11 protein-coding genes are annotated in these 20,083 nt (G+C 65.0%); 5 read left to right on the top strand and 6 right to left on the bottom strand.

Translation table 11 applies throughout. The features are described from left to right. Positions 1-39: 39 nt before the first annotated feature. Entirely contained in the window at positions 40-1,266 is a 1,227-nt protein-coding gene (locus CR492_RS11640) for a glycosyltransferase family 4 protein (RefSeq protein WP_102843918.1), read from the bottom strand. 287 nt (positions 1,267-1,553) lie between these two features. Continuing rightward, complete coding sequence (locus tag CR492_RS11635) at positions 1,554-4,340, bottom strand: DUF6165 family protein (RefSeq protein WP_102843917.1); 2,787 nt, start codon at positions 4,338-4,340, stop codon at positions 1,554-1,556. A 298-nt stretch (positions 4,341-4,638) separates the two neighbouring features. Here CR492_RS11635 and CR492_RS11625 point away from each other — a divergent pair, with 298 nt between their 5' ends. After that, positions 4,639-5,004 carry a response regulator gene (locus CR492_RS11625; RefSeq protein ID WP_102843915.1) on the top strand — a complete coding sequence of 122 codons (366 nt, stop codon included), beginning with the start codon at positions 4,639-4,641 and terminating at the stop codon, positions 5,002-5,004. Positions 5,005-5,092: 88 nt separating this feature from the next. Next, complete coding sequence (gene hrcA, locus CR492_RS11620; RefSeq protein ID WP_102843914.1) at positions 5,093-6,187, top strand: heat-inducible transcriptional repressor HrcA; 1,095 nt, start codon at positions 5,093-5,095, stop codon at positions 6,185-6,187. 23 nt (positions 6,188-6,210) lie between these two features. On the opposite strand, the gene CR492_RS11615 is transcribed toward hrcA, so the two are convergent. From CR492_RS11615 to CR492_RS11605, 3 genes are all read right to left on the bottom strand, one after another. Next, entirely contained in the window at positions 6,211-6,699 is a 489-nt protein-coding gene (locus CR492_RS11615) for a MarR family winged helix-turn-helix transcriptional regulator (RefSeq protein WP_102843913.1), read from the bottom strand. 122 nt (positions 6,700-6,821) lie between these two features. Beyond that, positions 6,822-9,593, bottom strand: coding sequence for a DNA mismatch repair protein MutS (mutS, locus tag CR492_RS11610; RefSeq protein WP_432431208.1), 2,772 nt, complete (start codon positions 9,591-9,593; stop codon positions 6,822-6,824). Between the two features lie 83 nt (positions 9,594-9,676). Next, on the bottom strand, positions 9,677-11,650 hold the full coding sequence (locus tag CR492_RS11605) for a potassium transporter Kup (protein WP_102843912.1): 1,974 nt from the start codon (positions 11,648-11,650) through the stop codon (positions 9,677-9,679). A 270-nt stretch (positions 11,651-11,920) separates the two neighbouring features. Between CR492_RS11605 and hrpB the strand changes: the two genes are divergently transcribed. Next, positions 11,921-14,416 (top strand): ATP-dependent helicase HrpB, encoded by a 2,496-nt coding sequence (hrpB, locus tag CR492_RS11600; RefSeq protein ID WP_102843975.1) that lies wholly within the window; start codon positions 11,921-11,923, stop codon positions 14,414-14,416. Positions 14,417-14,435: 19 nt separating this feature from the next. Here the strand turns inward: hrpB and CR492_RS11595 are convergent, their stop codons facing one another. Then, positions 14,436-15,755, bottom strand: coding sequence for a UDP-glucose dehydrogenase family protein (locus tag CR492_RS11595; RefSeq protein ID WP_102843911.1), 1,320 nt, complete (start codon positions 15,753-15,755; stop codon positions 14,436-14,438). A 797-nt stretch (positions 15,756-16,552) separates the two neighbouring features. On the opposite strand from CR492_RS11595, the gene CR492_RS11585 reads away from it, so the two are divergent. Together CR492_RS11585 and CR492_RS11580 are read left to right on the top strand one after the other, a co-directional pair. Beyond that, positions 16,553-18,178: a sensor histidine kinase gene (locus tag CR492_RS11585; RefSeq protein WP_102843909.1), complete on the top strand. Its 1,626-nt coding sequence runs from the start codon at positions 16,553-16,555 to the stop codon at positions 18,176-18,178. A gap of 214 nt (positions 18,179-18,392) precedes the next feature. Beyond that, on the top strand, positions 18,393-20,078 hold the full coding sequence (locus CR492_RS11580; RefSeq protein WP_102843974.1) for an FAD-dependent oxidoreductase: 1,686 nt from the start codon (positions 18,393-18,395) through the stop codon (positions 20,076-20,078). Positions 20,079-20,083 lie beyond the last annotated feature (5 nt).

The following is a 20,083-nucleotide window of genomic DNA, read 5'->3' as shown; positions in this document are numbered from 1 at the left end:
AGCTTCGTATTCCTCACTCGTCCCCGGGCGCTCCGCGTCCTAAAGGCGCGAACTTAACCGTCCGGTCTTCGCCGCGCCTTCAGACCATGACGCCCGCTCGACCGCCGCAGGCTCCAGCGGCGTTTGGAGCATGCCGCCGGCAGCCACGGCGCGATCCTTCCCGGCGCTGAAGGGAGCCGCGGCCAAGGGAGCCCTTACAGGCTGCGCCGCCGCAAGGGCCGAAGCATAGTCCTTGAGCGCGCCGCGGCCGAGGAGCCGGCGATAGGCGTCGACATAGTCGCGCGCCATCCGCTCAACCGTGAAGCGTTTCTCGAACTCGGCGCGCACACGGGATCTGCTCATATCGCCGGCTGCCTCGACGGCGAGAACGGCTTCGTCGATCGACTCGACGATGACGCCGCTCACGCCATCGGTCACCACCTCCGCCACGGAGCCATTGCGCCAGGCGATGACCGGCGTTCCGGCCGACATGGATTCGATCATGACAAGGCCAAAGGGCTCCGGCCAATCGATCGGAAACAACAGGGCGCGCGCGCTGCCGAGAAATTCCGATTTCTGGCTCTCGTTGACCTCGCCGATAAATTCAATCAGCGGATGATCCAGCATCGGCTCGATGGTCGTCTTGAAATATTTGCGGTCGGCCTCGTCCACCTTGGCGGCGATGCGCAGCTTGACGCCGGCGCGCTTGGCGATTTCAATCGCCCGGTCGGGTCGCTTTTCCGGCGAGATACGGCCAAGAAAGGCAAGATAGTCGCCGCCGTTGCGGTTGAAGGGACAGACCTGCTTGGGCAAACCATGATGGACGGTCGCAAGCCAGTTGGCGCTTTTTGGCATGGGGCGGCGTTGCGACTGCGAAATCGAGACGAGCGGCATCTCGGGATAGGCCTCATAGAGCGGCAGGGCATCGGGAAGATCGAGCCTTCCGTGCAGCGTCATCAGGCATTTGTCGGCGATGTCCTGAAACAGCGCATTGGGCAGAAGGTCGACGTGAAAATGGATGACGTCGAACTCATCCGCACGCTTGCGAACCGCGCGCAGCATGGCGAGCGTGCTGCCGATGTGGTCTTTGATGCCCGCAAGCCGCAGACTGCGCGGGGCGCAGGGTGCGAATTCGGCGCTCGTTACGGATTCGGCGCTCGCGAATAAAGTGACGTCATGACCTTGCCGCACCAGTTCTTCGCAAAGCCAGGATACGACGCGCTCGGTGCCGCCATATAGTTTCGGCGGCACAGCTTCAGCCAGGGGAGCGACCAGCGCGACACGCATCGACTATCCTTTCGTTGAGGCCACGACCCTTTCGTTGAGGCCACGACGATGAAATGCTGCGATCGCGCGTAAGTTCCACGAGCTTTGCTGCGGCGCCCTTGTTGGCGCCCGCCCGGATCGGATCCGCAGCGCTTGAACTCCCTCGACTTTATTCTCATCTTGCGGCTGTCATGACATGATTTTCGATCTGCGGAACGCTTGTAGGCGCTCCACGATTTTCAATCAAACCAACCACCCGCCTGGCCTGTTTTCGGCCGCTGGATTTAGTGCTCCGAACGCGCCGCCGCTCACGCGCGGGCGTAGGATTTTTCTTCGACGATGGCGGAATTGAACAACAGGTTGATCTCCCTTTTCAGACGGGCGCGTTTATCATTGGAGGTGTAGACAAGTCGCGCCAGAGCAACAAACTCCTCGTCGAATTTGTTCTGCGATTCACATGAGCGCAATGCGTCTTCGACATCCCACAGCGTCTCATTTGCCTTTTTCAGCTCCGCCTCGAGAAGCCCAAGCTCCGGGTCCGACAGATCGCGCTCGTCCCGCAGTTTGCGCAACAGGCCGAGTTCGAAGCGTATGTTGTACAGCTTGGCCGGATCGTTAACGCGGCGCTCCTTGATCTCGAGAATGGTGATCTTGTCGATGAGCTCGCCAACGCCCGCCGGTATGGCGATGAGCGCCGGAGGATCCGTCGGTTTGAACCCGCGCGGCTGCGCCGCCGCGCGCTGCGGCGTAATAGAGTTGCCGCCCTTGCCGCGGGCAAGCCTGATCGCCGCCGCCATTTCGTCGAAAACCGATTGCCATTGATCGCGCTCGCTTTGCCGGAACAACCGCATGGTCGGATACCACGGCGAGTCGCTCCGATGCAGCAGCCATCGCCAGTCTGGCGCATGTTTCAGGGCGACGAACACAGGCCGTCCAAGGGCCCCGGCGAGATGGGCAATGGCGGTGTCCGAGGTAATGACGAGATCAAGAGACTCCATCGCAGCCGCGCAATCGATAAAGGCGTCCGGCCCTGCGTCGTAATCCGGCCCCGGACCTTCGACGCAGATCGGTCCCTGCGGCGTCTCGATCTCGATCCGCCCTTCGCCCCTAACGAGACCAATGAGGCGAACGCCTTCGATCGAGGCGATCGGGCCGAGGCGATCGAGGGAAAAGCCACGTTTCAAATTGATCGCCGAATTTCCGTGCCAGCATATGCCAATTCGAAATCCCCCGGCGCCGATGCGCTGCGACCACTGCGCGACAGCTTGAGGCTCTACGAAAAGATATGGGATTTGCGCGGGAATCGTTTCGAGCTCGACGCCAAATCCGATTGGCAGACTGAGCAAGGCGCATGCAAAATCGTACCGGCCTTGAGGGTCTGTTGAGTCAATCATGCGGACGCGGGATTTCAGGCCACGGAGCAGCCTTTGCATGTTTCTGCGGCACAACAGGGTGACTTCGGCGCCACGCTCCTCAAGCAAGGGTATGTAGCGGCAAAACTGGATGAGATCGCCGAGCCCCTGCTCGTCGTACACAAGGATCCTTTTGCCCGTCAGATCCTCTCCCGTCCATCTGGCCGCCGCGGGGACGATGGTTCGCGGCGGCGCGTTGGAGCGGTCCCAACGGCTTTCGAAATCACGAAAACCTTCCTTCAGCCTTCCCTTCAGCAACAACGCTCCGGCTCTGTTGTTGCGCGCATCTGGATAATCCGGCTTGTAGTGTAGAGCCTCATCGAAACATGCAAGCGCTTCGTCGACATCCCCCTGTTCCTTCAACGCGACGCCAAGGCTTGATAGCGCCTCGGGATAATGAGGGTAGAGCTGGAGCGCCTCGTGGTAGGAGGCGATGGCGTCTGCGAGCTTGTCCATTTCCTGCAACACATTGCCGCGATTGAGCCAGGCTTCCGGCGCGGCTGGCTTGACGGTCACGGCAAGGTCGAGCGAAACAAGCGCCTCTTCGAGCCGCCCGAGACGGCGCAGCGCCGCCCCGCGCAGACCCAGCGCCTGCGGGTGTTTTGGGTCATGCCGCAACGCCTCATCGCAATGGCGGATCGCCTCGTCGAGGCGGCCCCATTGCAGGCAGATGTTGGCGCGGTTGGTCAACGCCGGCAGGAATGCGGGCCTGATTTTCAGCGCGTCGGCATAGGCCGCATAGGCATCCTCGAGCCGGCCGAATTCATGCAACAGATTGCCACGATTGCAGATCGCCTCGCAGTAGCGGGGGTCCAGCGCCAGAGCCGCGTCGTAAGCGGCGAGGGCGGCCTGCCGGCGGCCCAGCGCCTGCAGCGCTATGCCTTTATTGTAGAGGGCGTGAGGATAACCGCCAAGGCGGCGCGCGGCGCGGTCGTAGCAGACGAGCGCCTCATCGAGCCGTCCGAGTTTCTGCAGCACATTGCCGCGATTGAGCTCCGTCTCGGGATCGAGCGGCCCGGATTGAGCCGCCGCCTCGTAGGCGGCGAGCGCGTCTTCGCTGCGGCCGAGCTTTTGCAGCACCGAGCCCCTGTTGAAATGAGCGCCGCCATTATCCGGGCGCAGGGTGATGATCGCCTCGAAGCAGGACAGCGCCTCGGCAAGACGGCCAAATCGTTCGAGCAGGGCGCCGCGATTGGTCAATGCCTCGCAATGGTCGGGCCGCGCCCGCAGCGCGCCCTCATAGGCGACGAGGGCTTCGTTCATACGGCCAAGACTTTGTAAAATGACGCCGATGCTGAACAGGACGTCGGCGTCATTCGGGCGGAGTTTCAGGATGTCCTCGAACGCCTCGAGAGCATCCTCGGGCTGGCCGAGCCTTTGCAGCAGGATGGCGCGCGCGCTGAGAGCCTCGAAATAATCGGGCCTCAAAGTGAGAGCGCGCTCGAACCAGATCAGCGCCTCGCGCAGATCGCCGGCGTTGAAGCAAACGAGCCCGAAGACATGACAGGCGACATCGCTCCGCATCGCCCGGTCGCTATGTTCGCCGAGCTCCGCCAGCGCCGCCTCCGGCTGGCTGGCATTCAGAAACGCGAACGCCCGCGTAATCGCGGCCTGCAGGAGCGCTTTGTCACGGCTATTGGCCTGGCCCGAGACGGCTGCGATTTCTTGTTTTGGCACGCTCATGCATATCTCGCGAACAGCGCCAAGCCGTGCGCGCCGGCCAGACGAATTGACAAAGAGCTGGCGTGGGTTATTCGCCTCAAAGAGCGTCGGCCGCCACGACCGCGCTTTGCAACCCTGCGGCCACTGGCCCGAATGCGCCCGCGGCTATCCTCAGCGGACTGCCCAAGGCCATTCAACGGCCGCAGGCTTTCGCGAGCCTGACGACCGCCCCGCACGAGATTTCACACGCGATTTTGGGGAACCAATCCGGGGGGTTCCGGATTGCTTTGAAGGACATTGCGTTCGATGGCGGAGCCCCTTGAAACCTGACAATGAATTCCGCGTCCTCGTTGTGGAGGATGAAGCCTTGATCAGCATGTTGATCGAGGACATGCTCGCCGATATCGGCTGCAAATGCGTGGAAGTCGCGCCGTCCGTGGAAGCAGCGCTCGAGGCGCTTGCGCGGATTCGGCCGGATTTTGCCATGCTGGACATCAATTTGAACGGCAAGCGGAGCTTTCCGATCGCCGACGTGCTGATGTCGCGCGCGATCCCCTTTGTCTTCCTCTCGGGCTATGGCTCGCGCGGGCTCGAGCCAGGCTACGTCGGAGCAAAAGTGCTGCAAAAGCCTTTCCAGCTCGCCGACCTCGAAAGTTGCCTCGACGCCGCGCTCGCTCCGGGTTGACGCGTCAAATCGTCCGCGCTCCCGGGCGAGAGGGTGAAGCTTCATCGCCGCGCTTGCATCCGCGCAGCGCCACGGCCATTGTCCTGACATGGTCAGGCCTCTCGACAGCTCACTCGATCGGATGCGCTCCGGAGGCCTCACCAGCCTGAACGAGCGGTCGCGAGAAATCTTTCGCCAAATCGTCGATTCCTACCTCGCCTATGGCGAGGCGGTCGGCTCGCGCCAGGTGTCGAAGCTCCTGCCGACGCCGCTGTCTCCGGCGTCCGTCCGCAACGTCATGCAGGACCTTGAAGAAATCGGGCTGATTTACGCGCCCCATACCAGCGCCGGGCGCTTGCCGACCGAGCTTGGGCTGCGATTTTTCGTCGACGCCATGCTGGAGCTCGGCGATGTCGGCCCCGGCGAGCGGGAGCAGATCGAGGCGCAGGTCAGGGCGAGCGCCCATGAGCAGCCGCTCGAAGGCGTTCTCGGCGACGCGATGAGCCTGCTGTCAGGACTGACGCGCGGCGCCGGCGTCGTCGTCACAATGAAAGAAGACGCGCGGCTGAAGCATATTGAATTCGTGCGGCTCGAACCGGAACGCGCGTTAGCTGTGCTTGTCGCGGACGATGGATCGATCGAGAACCGCATTCTTCACATCCCGCCGCTGCTGCCGCCCTCTGCTTTGGTCGAGGCGGCGAATTTCCTCAATGCGCGCATCCGCGGGCGCACGCTCGTCGAGGTCCGGGGCGAGATCGAAGCCTCGCAGAAAGCGGCCGAGCGCGAACTTGGCGAACTGACCGCGAGGCTGGTGGACGCCGGTCTTGCGAGCTGGGCCGACAGCTCTGGCGGCGGGCCGCAGCTGATCGTCAGGGGTCAGGCCAATCTGCTGCAGGACCTGACCGCGATCGAGGATCTCGAACGCATCCGCTTGCTGTTCGCCGATCTCGAGACAAAAAAGGATGTGATCGACCTTTTGAGCCGCGCGGACAGCGGCGAGGGCGTCCGCATCTTCATAGGTTCCGAAAACAAGCTGTTTTCGCTGTCCGGCTCGTCCATGATCGCCGCGCCCTTCCATGACGAGCATCAGCGCATCGTCGGCGTGCTCGGGGTAATCGGGCCGACGCGGCTGAATTACGCGCGCATTGTGCCGATGGTCGATTACACGTCGAAAGTCGTCTCGCGGATGCTGCAAAATCGCTGATGCGGCGAGCTTTTCTCAGACCTTTAGCTCGGATCGAGCCGCGAACCGGCCTTCGGCGGCTTGTCCGGCTTTTCGCGCTTGCCGAGCAGCGCGTTGCGGATCCGCCGCAACTCCTTGCGCACCGCCTTCAAATCCTCGGGCGACCGCCCCATCGCCCGAGCGATCTCGCCGGGAATGGTTTTAGCCGAAGCGCGCAGGTCGCCGCCTTTTTGCGTCAGGCTGACGCGCACCTGGCGCTCATCCTTCGGATCGCGTGCGCGGGCGAGCAATCCGGAGGCCTCAAGCCGCTTCAGCAGCGGAGTGAGGGTGCCGGAATCGAGATAGACGCGCTCGCCGATGGCCTTGACCGTAATGTCGTCGGCCTCCCACAAAACCAGCATCACCAGATATTGCGGATAGGTGAGGCCAAGCGGCTCCAGCAGCGGCGCATAAACCTTGTTCACCGCATGCAGGGTCGAATAGAGGGCGAAGCAGACCTGCTGGTCTACGCGCGGCAGTTCGTCATCGGCCATTGCGAGCCCCCGTTCGCCACCCTTTTGAGGCAGCATCACCTATACGATTGATTTGCAGGCAATGAAACGGCCATCCGCATAAGGGCGCAAAGAAGGCCGACCTTGCGCCGATGGACGCAAGCTTACGCCTCGCCGGCGCGCAAACGCTTCAGGCGATAGAGTTCCTCCAGCGCGGCCCGCGGCGAGAGATCGTCCGGGTTCACCGCGTCGAGCGCAGCGCCAAGGGCGTCGGCCGGCCCGCCGCCATGCTCAGCCGGCTCCGGGGCCTTAGCGTAAGACGCCGAAAACAGCGGCAGATCGGCCACGAGGCGGTCGCGGCTGCTCATGCGCTCCGCCGCCTCGAATTCGGACAGGAGCAGCTTTGCCCGGGCGACGACCTGCGCCGGAAGTCCTGCCAGCTTCGCCACCTGCACGCCGTAGGATTGGTCGGCGGCGCCGGCGATGATCTCATGCAGGAATATGACGTCGCCCTTCCACTCGCTGACGCGCACGGTCAGATTGTCGATCCGCGACAGCCTTTTGCCGAGCTGGGTCAGCTCGTGGAAATGCGTGGCGAAGAGCGCCCGGCTGCGATTGACCTCATGCAGATGCTCCATCACCGCCCAGGCGATCGAGAGGCCGTCGAAGGTCGCCGTGCCGCGGCCAATCTCGTCGAGAATGACCAGCGAGCGGGCTCTGGCGGAATTGAGGATCGCCGCGGTCTCGACCATCTCGACCATGAAGGTCGAGCGCCCGCGCGCGAGATCGTCCGACGCCCCGACACGCGAGAACAGGCGGTCAACAACGCCGATATGGGCGCGCCTTGCCGGAACGAAGGAGCCGATCTGAGCCAGCACGGCGATCAGCGCGTTCTGGCGCAGATAGGTCGATTTGCCGGCCATGTTCGGCCCCGTAACGACAGCAATGCGGCCGCCCTCCTCTGCGAGGCCGGACAGATCGCAATCATTGGCGACGAAGGGCGCGCCGCCGCGGCGCAGCGCCGCCTCGACGACCGGATGGCGCCCGCCTTCGATATGAAATTTCAGCGAGCCGTCGACCTCCGGCCGGGTCCAGCCACAATCGGCGGCGAGTTCCGCAAGGCCCGCCGCCGCGTCGATAGAGGCGAGCGCCGCCGCGGCGCGATTGATCGCCTCGCCTTGCGCCAGCAGGATCGCCGCGAGCTCATCGAAAATCGCCAGTTCCCGGACAAGCGCCTGATCCGCCGCGGTCGAGATTTTGATGTCGAGTTCGGCCAGCTCCGGCGTCGAGAAGCGCATGGCCCCGGCCATCGTTTGACGATGGATGAACATGGCGTCAAACGGCGGCTTCAGCAGTTTTTCGCCCTGCGCCTGCGGCGCTTCCAGATAGAAGCCGAGAAAATTATTATGCTTCAGCCTGAGCTGGCGCATGTCGGCGAGGTCGCAATAGCGCGCCTGCAGCGCGGCGACGATTTTGCGCGTGTCGTCGCGCAGCGCCCGCAATTCGTCGAGGCCGGCGTCGAAATCTGGCGCGACGAAGCCGCCGTCGCGCCGGTTAAGCGGCAGGACGTCGGCGAGCGCCGCTTGGAGTTTTTGCGCGACCAGCGGATCGAGCGCGCCGGCGGCCAGGCACGCCTGCAAAAGTTCGTCGGGAAGGTTTTCGGCGGCGCGGAGCGTCTCGACGAGCGCGCGGGCGGCGAAAAGCCCGTCGCGCAGGGCGGCAAGATCGCGCGGACCGCCGCGCTCGAGCGCAAGCCGCGCGATCGCGCGCATGAGATCGGGCGCAGCTTTCAACGCCCGCCGCGCCGCCTCGCGCAGCCCCGGCTCATCCAGAAAGAAGGCGACGGCGTCCTGGCGGCGCGCAATCTCCTGCGGATCGGTCAAGGGCGCGGCGAGCCGCTCGGCCAGCAGCCGTCCGCCGGCGGCGGTCACGCTGCGGTCGATCGCGCCGATCAGCGATCCTTCGCGCGCGCCGCCCGGCGTCCGGGTCAGCTCCAGATTGGCCCGCGTCGCGGCGTCGATCGACATATGCGCCTCGCAAGCCACCCGCGTCGGCAGGCTCAAGGCTGGGCGCGCGGAGAATTGCGTGCGCTCGACGTAAAACAGCGCCGCCGCCGCCGCCGCGATTTCCGCAGGCGATAGGGCGCCGAGCCCGTCGAGCGTCGCAAGGCCAAAGAAATCCCGAATGCGCCGCTCGGCCGTCGCGCCCTCGGCGGCGAGGCGTCCGAGCGGCGTCAGCGGCGCCCGCGCCTCGCGGGCGAGGCGGGCGAACAGTGGCTGATCCATCAGCGCTTCAGGGACGACGATCTCGGCCGGCTCGATGCGCGCGATCTCGGTCTCGATCAGCGCTTCGGCCGCCTCGCTGAGCAGAAACTCGCCGGTCGAAATATCGAGCGCGGCAAGGCCATAGGACCATTGCCCGTCGCTTCGGCGTGCGCGCGCGATGGCGAGCAGCCTGTTGGCGCGCGCGGGGTCAAGCAGCGATTCCTCGGTGATCGTGCCCGGGGTGACGAGGCGGCGCACCTCGCGCCGCACCACCGATTTCGCGCCGCGCTTTTTCGCCTCGGCCGGATCCTCGATCTGCTCGCAGACGGAAACGCGATATCCCAGCGAGATCAGCCGGCGCAAATAGTCCTGTGCGCGCTCGACCGGCACGCCGCACATCGGAATGTCTTCGCCGAGATGTTTGCCGCGACGCGTCAGCACGATGCCGAGCGCCTTGGCGGCGATCTCCGCATCCTCGAAGAAGAGCTCGTAGAAATCGCCCATGCGGTAGAACAGAAGCGAGCCGGGATTGGCCGCCTTGATCTCGATGAACTGCGCGATCATCGGCGAGATTTTGGCGGGACTGTCCGGCTGCTCGGCGGAGCGGCGGCGCTCACCCTGCGGCGTCGCGGCCAGCGCTCGCAATTTTTTTGCGTCGGGTTCGATGGACATCGCGCCAAGCTAGCAAAGCCGGCGCTGGAGCGCATCGCCCGCACGGACGCTGTCCAGAGGGATTTTCGTCCGCCGCAACGAGGTCAGATCGTCAATTGCTCGCCAAGTTCGACGACGCGGTCGGAGGGAATGGAAAAATAATCCGTCGGATTGGCCGATTGGCGGAACAGCGCGATGAACAGCTTGTCCTGCCAGACCGGCATGCCGGAATTCTGCGCCGGCTTGATCTTGCGTCGCCCAACGAAGAACGAAGTGGTCATGATGTCGAATTTCAGCCCCGCTTTGCGCAGGCTGGCCATCGCCGCCGGAATGCGCGGGCTCTCCATGAAGCCGAAATGAAGCACGATGCTGGTAAAATCGTCGGACAGCTTGGTGATCTCGATGCGCTTTTCGGCTGGCACGCGCGGGGTCTCCTCGGTCTTCACCGACATGAGCAGCACCCGCTCGTGCATCACCTTGTTATGTTTGAGGTTATGCATGAAAGCAGAGGGCGCGACCTCCGGCGAGGTGGTGAGAAAGACGGCCGTCCCCGCGACGCGGATCGGCTTCGATTTCTCGAGCATGCGGATGAGATCCTGCATCGAGATCGAATCGCGCCGTGTTTTGCGGGCGAGAAGATCGGCCCCGCGCACCCAGGTCCACATCACGATCATCGCGCAGGCGCCAAGCAGCAGCGGCACCCAGCCGCCGTCGACGACCTTCAGAAGATTGGCGCTGAGGAAGGCGAGATCGACGATAAGGAAGGCGGAGACGAACAGGACGCTGAGCCAGAGCGGCCAGCGCCAAAGCTTCCACACGACGACAAAAGCGAGCAGCGTCGTCACGACCATGGTGCAGGTGACGGCGATGCCATAGGCCGAGGCGAGCGCGCTCGAACTCTTGAACATCAGCACGAGAATCAGCACGCCGATCAACAGCAGGCGGTTGACGCGCGGCAGATAGATCTGGCCCTCCTGCGTCTCCGAAGTATGCAGGATGAGCATGCGCGGCAAGAGGCCGAGCTGGATCGCCTGGCGCGCCAGTGAAAAGGCGCCGGTGATCACCGCCTGGCTGGCGATGATGGTCGCCATCGTCGCCAGAAGGACCAGCGGCAGCAGCGCCCAGGGCGGCGCCATCAGGAAGAAGGGATTTTCGACCGCGGCCGGGTTCGCAAGGACGAGGGCGCCCTGGCCGAGATAATTCAGGACGAGCGCCGGCAGCACGAACAGCAGCCACGCGCCCTGTATCGGCAGGCGGCCGAAATGGCCCATATCCGCGTAAAGCGCCTCAGCTCCCGTCACGGCAAGAAACACCGAGCCGAGCACGACGAAGCCGAGCAGGCCGTGGCCGAACAGAAAGGCGAGGCCGCGGATCGGATCGAAGGCGAGGAGAATGCGTGGCGAATCATGAATGTGCATCGCGCCGAGCACGCCCATGGAAAGGAAAAAGACCGCCATGATCGGGCCAAAAAAAGCCGCGACCCGCGCAGTGCCGTGGCTCTGGACCCAGAAAATCGAGATGAGCAGAACGATCGTCGCCGGCAGCACGTAGGGCGAGAAATGCGGCGTCACCAGTTCAAGGCCTTCGAGGGCGGACAGAACCGAGATCGCCGGCGTGATGATGGCGTCGCCCGAAAACAACGCGGCGCCGGCGACGCCGAGAAAAAACACCGGGGCGGTGCGATGCCCGAGCGCACGCTGCGCCAACGCCATCAGCGAGAGGGTGCCGCCCTCGCCCTTATTGTCGGCGCGCATGAGAAACAGCACATATTTGGCCGTCACCGTGAAGAACAGCGCCCAGATCAACAGCGACACGGTGCCGATTACGCCAGTGTCGGTGACCTCGCCCTTCATGTGATGAAGCGATTCGCGCAGCGCGTAGAGTGGGCTCGTGCCGATGTCGCCGAAGACGACGCCAAGAGAGCCAAGCGCCAGACCGGCGACCGCCGTCTTGTGCCGAGCCGGCGGATGGCCCGCAGGGGGGTGGCCCGCGGCATGATGGCCGGGTTGCCCGCCGATGGGCGGGCTCGCCCCTGGCTTGCCGGACGCCGGCGTTTCATGCGCAATCTGCTGCGCCATACTCGATGTCCTTCGGCAGACGTCATGATGCGCTGCGGCGCGAACAGGCGGACTGCCCACACGGGCTGAAACTAGCTTTAATCAAGATGCGTTGATAGCGGGCCGCGGCCGATAAGCCTTGGCCGTGTCAACGCCGCCACAGGACGCCGGTTGCAGGTTTTTTGCGCTGCCGCATGGCGGAGCGCGGTGCAAGCCGCGCGCCATGCGGTTCCGCTCCCATCAGCGTGTCTCCCCTTGCCGATCGGCGGTCGAAGCGCCATCAAAGCTGCAATGCCCAAGCCCTCCCCCTCTCCGCGCGTTTTCGCCTCCCCCTTGCCCATCGACGCCGTTCTCGGCGACGTCGTCGCGCATTTCGCCGCGTCGCATCGGGCCGTGCTGGTCGCTCCGCCTGGAGCCGGCAAGACCACCCGTCTCCCCCTTGTGCTGATCGAACAGGAGTGGGCGCGCGGCCAGAAAATCATCGTGCTGGAGCCGCGCCGCATCGCCGCGCGCGCCGCCGCCGACCGCATGGCGAAAACGCTTGGCGAAAAAGTCGGCGAGACGATCGGCTTGCGCGTCCGGGCGCAGACCGAAGTCTCAAAACGGACGCGCCTCGAAGTCGTGACCGAGGGTGTTTTTGCGCGCATGATTCTCGATGATCCGGCGCTCACGGGCGTCGCCATGGTCATCTTCGACGAGTTCCACGAGCGCTCGCTCGACGCCGACCTTTCGCTGGCGCTCGCTCTCGACGCCGCCTCCGCCCTCCGCGAGGATCTGCGCCTCCTCGTCATGTCGGCGACGCTTGATGGCGCGCGGGTCGCCTCGCTTCTTGACGACGCCGCCGTGATCGTCAGCGAGGGCCGCGCCTTTGCGGTTGAGACGCGCTACCTCGGCCGCAGGCCAGGGGAGCGGATCGAGGACGCCGTCGCCGCCGCCGCGCTTCGCGCGCTCGCCGGAGAGCGCGGCTCCATCCTCGCGTTTTTGCCCGGCCAGGGCGAAATTCTGCGCACGGCTTCGATCCTGGCCGACAAAATCCGCGATTCCTCCGTTTCTGTCGCGCCGCTCTATGGCGCGCTCGATCGCGCGGCGCAGGACCGCGCCATCCAGAAGATCATGCCGCCGCAGCGAAAAATCGTCCTCGCGACGTCGATCGCGGAAACTTCGCTGACGATCGAGGGCGTGCGGATCGTGATCGACTGCGGGCTGACGCGGGCGCCGCGATTTGAACCGGACCGCGGCCTCACCTCGCTCGAAACCGTGCGCGTCTCGCGCGCCGCGGCCGACCAGCGCCGCGGACGCGCCGGCCGCACGGAACCGGGCGTCTGCTACCGGCTGTGGGAGGCGCCCGCCACCGGATCGCTCGCGCCCTTCGCGCCGCCCGAAATCATGGCGGCGGACCTCTCCGGCCTCGTTCTCGATCTTTCCGCCTGGGGCGCGCGCGATCCTTTGAGCCTTCGATGGCTCGATCCGCCGCCGCTGCCGGCCCTCAAGGAGGCAAGAGCGCTCCTTGGCGAAATCGGCGCGTTGCAACCGGACGGCGCGCTGACCGACCTTGGCCGCACGATCCAGACTTTCGCGCTGCCGCCGCGATTGGCGCGCATGATCATCATCGCCGCGGCACAAGGTTTCGGCGCGCTAGCCGCCGAAGTCGCGACGTTGCTTGTCGAGCGCGGACTTGGCGGCGACTCGCCAGATCTCGCGCAAAAACTCGATCGCTTTCGCCGCGACCGTTCGCCACGCGGCGAGGCGGCGCGAAAACTCGCGCAAGGATTCGCGCGCAAGGCTGGCGCCCGCTGGGAGATGCAGGACGCGGGCCTGTGCGGCGCCTGCCTCGCCCTCGCCTTTCCGGACCGGATCGCCAAACGCCGCGGCGCTCTGGGCGAATTTCTGATGGCGAGCGGACGCGCCGCCGCGCTGGAGCCGCACGAGGCGCTGGCGCGCGAAAACTTCCTTGCCATCGGCGAGGTTGCCGGCCGCGCCGGCGCCGCCCGCATCCTTGCCGCCGCGGCGCTAGGCGAGTCCGAGCTTGAAAGGGCGGCGGGCGCCGACATCGTAACGCTGGAAGAGGTGAGTTTCGATCCGGGCAGCCTGTCGCTGCGGGCGCGGCGTCGGCGCCGGCTCGGCGCGCTCGTTCTTGGCGAGCACAATCTGCCGGCGCCAGCGGGGCCGGAATCGGCCCGCGCGCTCGCCGAGGGTCTCGCCGCCTGCGGGGGATTGGGGAAACTGCCGTTCACCAGGGCGCAGACGCAATGGCGCGACCGGATCGCTTTCCTGCGCCGCGCCGCGCCCGGCGAATCCTGGCCCGATCTCTCCGACGCGGCGCTGGCGCGAACCGCGGCCGACTGGCTCGGCCCTTTCATCGAAGGCCGAACGAGTCTGTCGGCGATCACATCGGACGATCTCGAACAGGCCCTTGGCGCCATGCTGGCGTGGGACATGCGCCGCCGGCTCGATGAAGAGGCGCCGACCCATTTCGAGACGCCGGCCGGATCACGCATCCCGCTCGATTATTCATCGGAAGGGCCGCCGACGCTTTCGGTGCGGGTGCAGGAGCTTTATGGGCTATCGCGCCATCCGGCGCTGGCGCGCGGCAAGATTCCGCTGACGCTCGAACTGCTGTCGCCAGCCTCGCGGCCGATTCAGGTCACCGCTGATCTGCCGGGATTCTGGCGCGGCTCATGGGCGGCGGTGCGCACGGAGATGAAGGGCCGCTATCCGCGCCATCTCTGGCCCGAAGATCCGGCGCGCGCGGAGCCGACCGCGCGCGCCAAGCCGAGAACCCGATAGATTCGGGCCGGTTTCCTTCTTACGCTTTGGCCCGGGCGCCGCGTCCGACGTCGGAATAATGGAACTGCTTTCGCTCCATTTCGGCCGGATCGTAGATATTGCGCAAATCGATCATGATCGGCGCCGTCAAAAGCGACCTCACCCGCTCGAGGTCGAGAGCGCGGAACTCGTCCCATTCCGTGATGATGACAAGCGCGTCGGCGGCGTCGCAGCAGGAATAGGGATCGTAAAAATAGGTCAGGTCCTCGAGCACGAGACGCGCCTGATCCATGCCTTCTGGGTCGAACACATTGACCTTGGCGCCGCCGTCCTGAAGGGCGGTGATGATCGAAATCGCCGGCGAATCGCGCATGTCGTCGGTGTTAGGCTTGAACGTCAGGCCGAGGACGGCGATGGTCTTGCCGCGCACCGAGCCGCCGAGCGCAGCGAAAACTTTTCGCGCCATGGCGCGCTTGCGCTGGTCATTGACGGCGGCGACCATCTCGACAATCCGGATGGGCGAATCATAATCCTGCGCCGTCTTGATCAGGGCCTGCGTGTCCTTGGGAAAGCAGGATCCGCCATAGCCCGGCCCGGCATGCAGGAATTTCGAGCCGATGCGGTTGTCGAGGCCGATGCCGCGCGCGACATCCTGCACATTGGCGCCGACGCGCTCGCACAGATCGGCGATCTCATTGATGAAGGTGATTTTGGTCGCAAGAAATGCGTTTGCGGCATATTTGGTCAATTCGGAGGTGCGCCGGCTCGTGAAGACGAAAGGCGCACGGTTGAGGTAAAGCGGGCGATAGACTTCCGTCATCACTTCCTTGGCGCGCTCGTCTTCGACGCCGAGAACGATGCGGTCAGGCCGCTTGAAATCGTCGATCGCCGCGCCTTCGCGCAGAAATTCGGGGTTCGAGACCACGGCGAATTCAGCGTCGGGACGCGCTTCGCGGATGATGCGCTCCACTTCGTCGCCCGTTCCGACCGGCACCGTGGATTTCGTGACCACCACCGTGAAACCGTCGAGGCCCGCCGCAATATCGCGCGCGGCCTGATAGACATAAGAGAGATCGGCGTGGCCGTCGCCGCGCCGTGAAGGAGTGCCGACCGCAATGAAGACGGCGTCGGCCTTGCCGACGGTGCCGACGAGATCGGTCGTGAATGACAGGCGCTTGTGGCGGACGTTGTTGCCGACGAGTTCGGCAAGGCCCGGCTCATAGATCGGCATTTTGCCAGCCTTGAGCGAATCGATCTTCCGGACGTCGGAATCGATGCAGATGACGTTATGCCCGAAGTCGGCGAGGCAGGCTCCGGAAACCAGTCCAACATAGCCTGAGCCAACCATTGCGATATGCATATTCCGCCTCCAGAAAGGATGAGCCGCCTGAAACCCCTGCAGGAGCTATACCACTTCGCAAAGACATGTTGAAGCAACCCCCGTCAGAAGGCGGAGTGTAGCGAAAGTGTCATTTTGACCCCGGCCGCTCTCGGTCGGCGTCGATCTCGCCTTGTTTTGCGGAAAACGCCGCGACATCATGCCACCCGATTAATCAAATCATGCGCGGCGCGACAAGATCGGCCGGAAAAAGCGGTGATACTTTCAAAAGCGCCGCCGACCCGAACGGCGCGGCCGTTCGCGCAAGCGCGAAACGAAACCACGCGCGCCAGCGTATTTCATTAACGGAATAAAGCGGCAGCCGTGTCGCCCGGCACGGCGCGTGTGAAATCACACATGCGCGACTCCGACCGCCTGCTAGAATTTGGCGCTTTTGAATGAAGTCCCAAACGGTATTTTGATCGTTAAGTGAGGTTCTGGACCATCTGCGGCTGCCGAATGGTCCTCGAGGCGAAGCTGCCGTCAAAGGCGAAATTCATGAGGCTGAAGACCGCGATGCGGCAAAACGCCCCACAGACGCCAGGGACTCCGCCTCTGGGCGCGCGGCGCCGCGCCGGATCGCGGCGACAGGACAAGAAACTTCGGGCCGACGCCCGCCGCAAGCTTGGGCTCGGAGTTGATCAAATCCGTCGCGCTCCCATATGCGGAGGGATGTACGCTTTCAATTCAGCCTCGGCGCGGCGGCGGAGCGGCCTGACGACGATGGCGTTCGCCGCGCGGCGAACGTCCCCTTTGCCGCGCGGGAGCGCTGAAAGACCATGAGCGAACTCGCCATTCCTCCGCATGTCGGCCATGAGTCGCTCGCCGCCGAGCCAGCGGCGGAGGCAGCCCGCGCGCGCCGGCGGCGCCGGCTGTCCTTCGGCCTCTCCATGCGCGTCCTGGTGCTGAATACGGCGTTCGTCATGATCGCGGCGACGATGATTTACGTGCCGGCTTTGTCGATCTACCGCTCCTATTGGCTGCATAACCGGCTCAGCGCCGCCTATACCGCCGCGCTCGTGCTTGAAGCCGCGCCGAGCGCGATGACCCCGCCCGAGCTGTCGCGCATGCTGCTCGAAAGCGTCGGCGCGCGGGTGATCGTCCTCAATATGAAAGGCACCAAGCGGATCCTCGCCTCGTCGGACCTGCCGCCGGCCGTCGACGCGGTCTATGATCTGCGCACCCAGTCGCTGGGCGACGTCCCGCTCGAGGCGATCGAGACGCTGTTCGCCCCGAGCGGGCGCGTCATCACCGTTCTGGGGGCGGCCCCTATGGGAGGCGACGCCGTCGCCATCACCATGGACGAGGCGCCGCTCAAGCGCGGCATGGAGGCCTATTCTCGGCGGCTTCTCGTCATGACCCTCGTGATGTCCGCGATCGTCGCGATCCTGGCGACGATCGCCGCCAATATCATGGTGCTGCGGCCCGTCCGAAGGCTGACCGACAACATCACCGAATTTGGCGCTGACCCCGAGAATGCGGCGCGCATCATCGAGCCCTCCGGCAGCGAACACGAGATCGGCCAGGCGGAGGCGGCGCTCGCCGTCATGCAGGAATCGCTCGTGCGCGAGCTGAACCAGAAAAAGCATCTCGCCGCGCTCGGCCTCGCGGTGGCGAAGATCAACCACGACATGCGCAACATGCTGTCTTCGGCGCAGCTTCTGTCGGACCGCCTCGCCAATGTCACCGATCCGCTGGCCCAGCGCATCGCCCCCAAACTGGTGGCGACGCTCGATCGCGCGATCCGCTTCTGCCAGGCGACGATGACCTACGGCCGGGCCGTGGACGAGCCGCCGAAGCTGCGCCGGTTTCTTCTCCGCCCGCTTGTCGAGGAAGCGATCGAAAGCGTTTCGCCGCTGGCCGCGGGGCATATCGAATTTGTCAATGACGCGCCGGAGCGCCTCGAGGTCTGCGCCGACGCCGAGCAAATGTTCCGCGTCCTCGTCAATCTTCTGCGCAATGGCGTCGAGGCCTTGCAGAGCGCGGGACCCGCGCCCGGCTGGCCAGCCGAGATCCGCATTGCCGCGCGCGAGCGGCTCGGTCCCTGCGAGGGGCGCCCCGCGCCGGCAAAGGGCGCGCCGGCCGCGCTGCCCGGACGCGCCGAAACGATCATCGAGGTTTCGGATTCAGGTCCAGGCGTCCCGGACTCCGCCCGCTCAAAACTGTTCGCCGCCTTTTTCACCGCCGATCGCGCCGGGGGGACCGGCCTTGGCCTCGTCATCGCCTCCGACCTCGTGCGCGCCCATGGCGGATCCCTCGCCCTTGCGCCTCCCGCAGCGGCCGCCAGCGGAACAGAGCCGCCCGGCGCCAAATTCGTCATCACCCTGCCGCTTTACGTCACCGACGCCGACGCGGCGGCGCCGGCGCGTTTTGAAAACGCTTTACCTGACCGCGAACGCCCATAATCACCTGCGACAGAATGCGGCCGGCACAGCGCCGAAGGTGCCCCGTTGACGCCTTGGCGATTTCGCGCCTTTGGGCGGGCTGGATTTTAGCCTTGCCATCCGGCCCGGCTTCGCCGAAAATTCCGTTTCGCCGCCACACTCACTAGGAATGCCCCGCCGCGGCGCCGCGCGCGCTGACCGTGGACTCAAATTTGCCCGCAACGGAGACGCGCGATTGACCCTAACGCTCGAAACGCCGCAGCTCACGACTGGCGCCGCGCTCGACCCGGCCGACCCCTATGAGCGCCGGGCGCAAACCTTTCCCCAGCTGACGCATGAGCAGGTCGCGCGCCTCGCCATGTTCGGCAAGCAGGAGCTGCTGCCGTCCGGCGCAATCCTGTTCGATCGCGGTCAGCGCAACAGCGATTTCTTCATCGTCCTCGATGGCGCGATCGAAATTTTCGATCATGGCGAAGACTGCCAGCCGGATGTCTTTATCGTCCTCACCGAGCGGCAGTTCACCGGCGAACTCAATCTGTTCAACGAGCGCGAATCGCTCGTCAGCGGGCGGACGCGTGGGGAAACGCGCCTCATCCGCGTCAAGCGCGCCGATTTCCGCCGCATGTCATCGATTGATGTCGATTGCGCCGAAATCATCATGCGAGCGTTCATTCTGCGCCGCGTCGGCCTTATCCGCCATGCGCGCGGCGCCGTCTTTCTCGTCGGTCCGGCGCACTCCGGCGACACCATCCGGCTGCAACGCTTTCTGACGCGCAACGCCTATCCGCACCGGCTGCTCGACACCGAGACCGACCCCGACGCCGACGGCTTCATCGACTGCTTCGAGATCAGGGCGGATCAATTGCCGGTCGTGATTGATTCCCGGCATGAGGTGCTGCGCAACCCCTCGACTGCGGCGCTCGCCGACGCGCTCGGCCTCACCGAGACGATCGATCCGGCCCATGTCTATGATGTCGTCGTCGTCGGCGGCGGTCCGGGCGGCTTGGCCGCCGCCGTTTACGCCGCCTCGGAGGGGCTCGACACGCTGGTGATCGAAGGCGAGGCGCCCGGCGGACAGGCGGGCACGAGCTCGAAGATCGAGAATTACCTCGGCTTCCCGACCGGCATTTCAGGACAGGCGCTGTCCGGCCGGGCGCAGGTGCAGGCGCAGAAATTCGGCGCCAAGCTGGCGATCTCGCGCGATGTGGCGGGGATCGACTGCTGCGGGTCGCCTCTGGTGCTTCAACTCGAAGACGGCGGCAGGGTTCGCGCGGAGACGCTCGTCATCGCCTCCGGCGCCCGCTATCGCAAGCTCGACCTGCCCGATTATGAACGGTTCGAGGGCCAGGGCATTCATTACGCCGCGACCGCCATGGAGGCGGCGCTCTGCGGCGACGAGGAAGTCATCGTCGTCGGCGGCGGCAATTCCGCCGGCCAGGCCGCGCTGTTTCTGTCGCGCAAGACGCGGCATGTCCATATCGTCGTGCGCGCGCCCGATCTTTCCGCGACCATGTCCTATTATCTGATCGAGCGGATTTTGGGCTCGCCGTCGATCACGCTGCATGTGCGGACGGAAATTAGCGGCGTCCATGGCGGCGAGCGGCTGAGCGAAGTCACGCTGACTAACAAAACGACTGGCGCAAGCGAACGGCTGCAGGTTTGCAACATGTTCGTCATGATCGGCGCGACGCCGAATACGGGCTGGCTTCAGGGCTGTCTGACGCTGGACGAAAAGGGCTTTGTCGCGACGGGCGCGGCCGCGGGGGTCTCGGCCGCCTCTCCCTACGCCACCTCGCTACCGGGCATTTTTGCCGTCGGAGACGTCCGCGCCGGCTCGACCAAGCGGGTCGCTTCGGCCGTAGGCGAGGGCTCCGTCGTCGTATCCGACATACACCGCTTCCTCGAAGCGAAGCGGGGCTGATCGTC

The sequence above is a fragment of the Methylocella silvestris genome, assembly GCF_002891535.1.
GTDB classification, from domain to species: Bacteria; Pseudomonadota; Alphaproteobacteria; order Rhizobiales; family Beijerinckiaceae; genus Methylocapsa; species Methylocapsa silvestris_A.
This window is presented reverse-complemented; position numbering and strand designations above follow the sequence as displayed.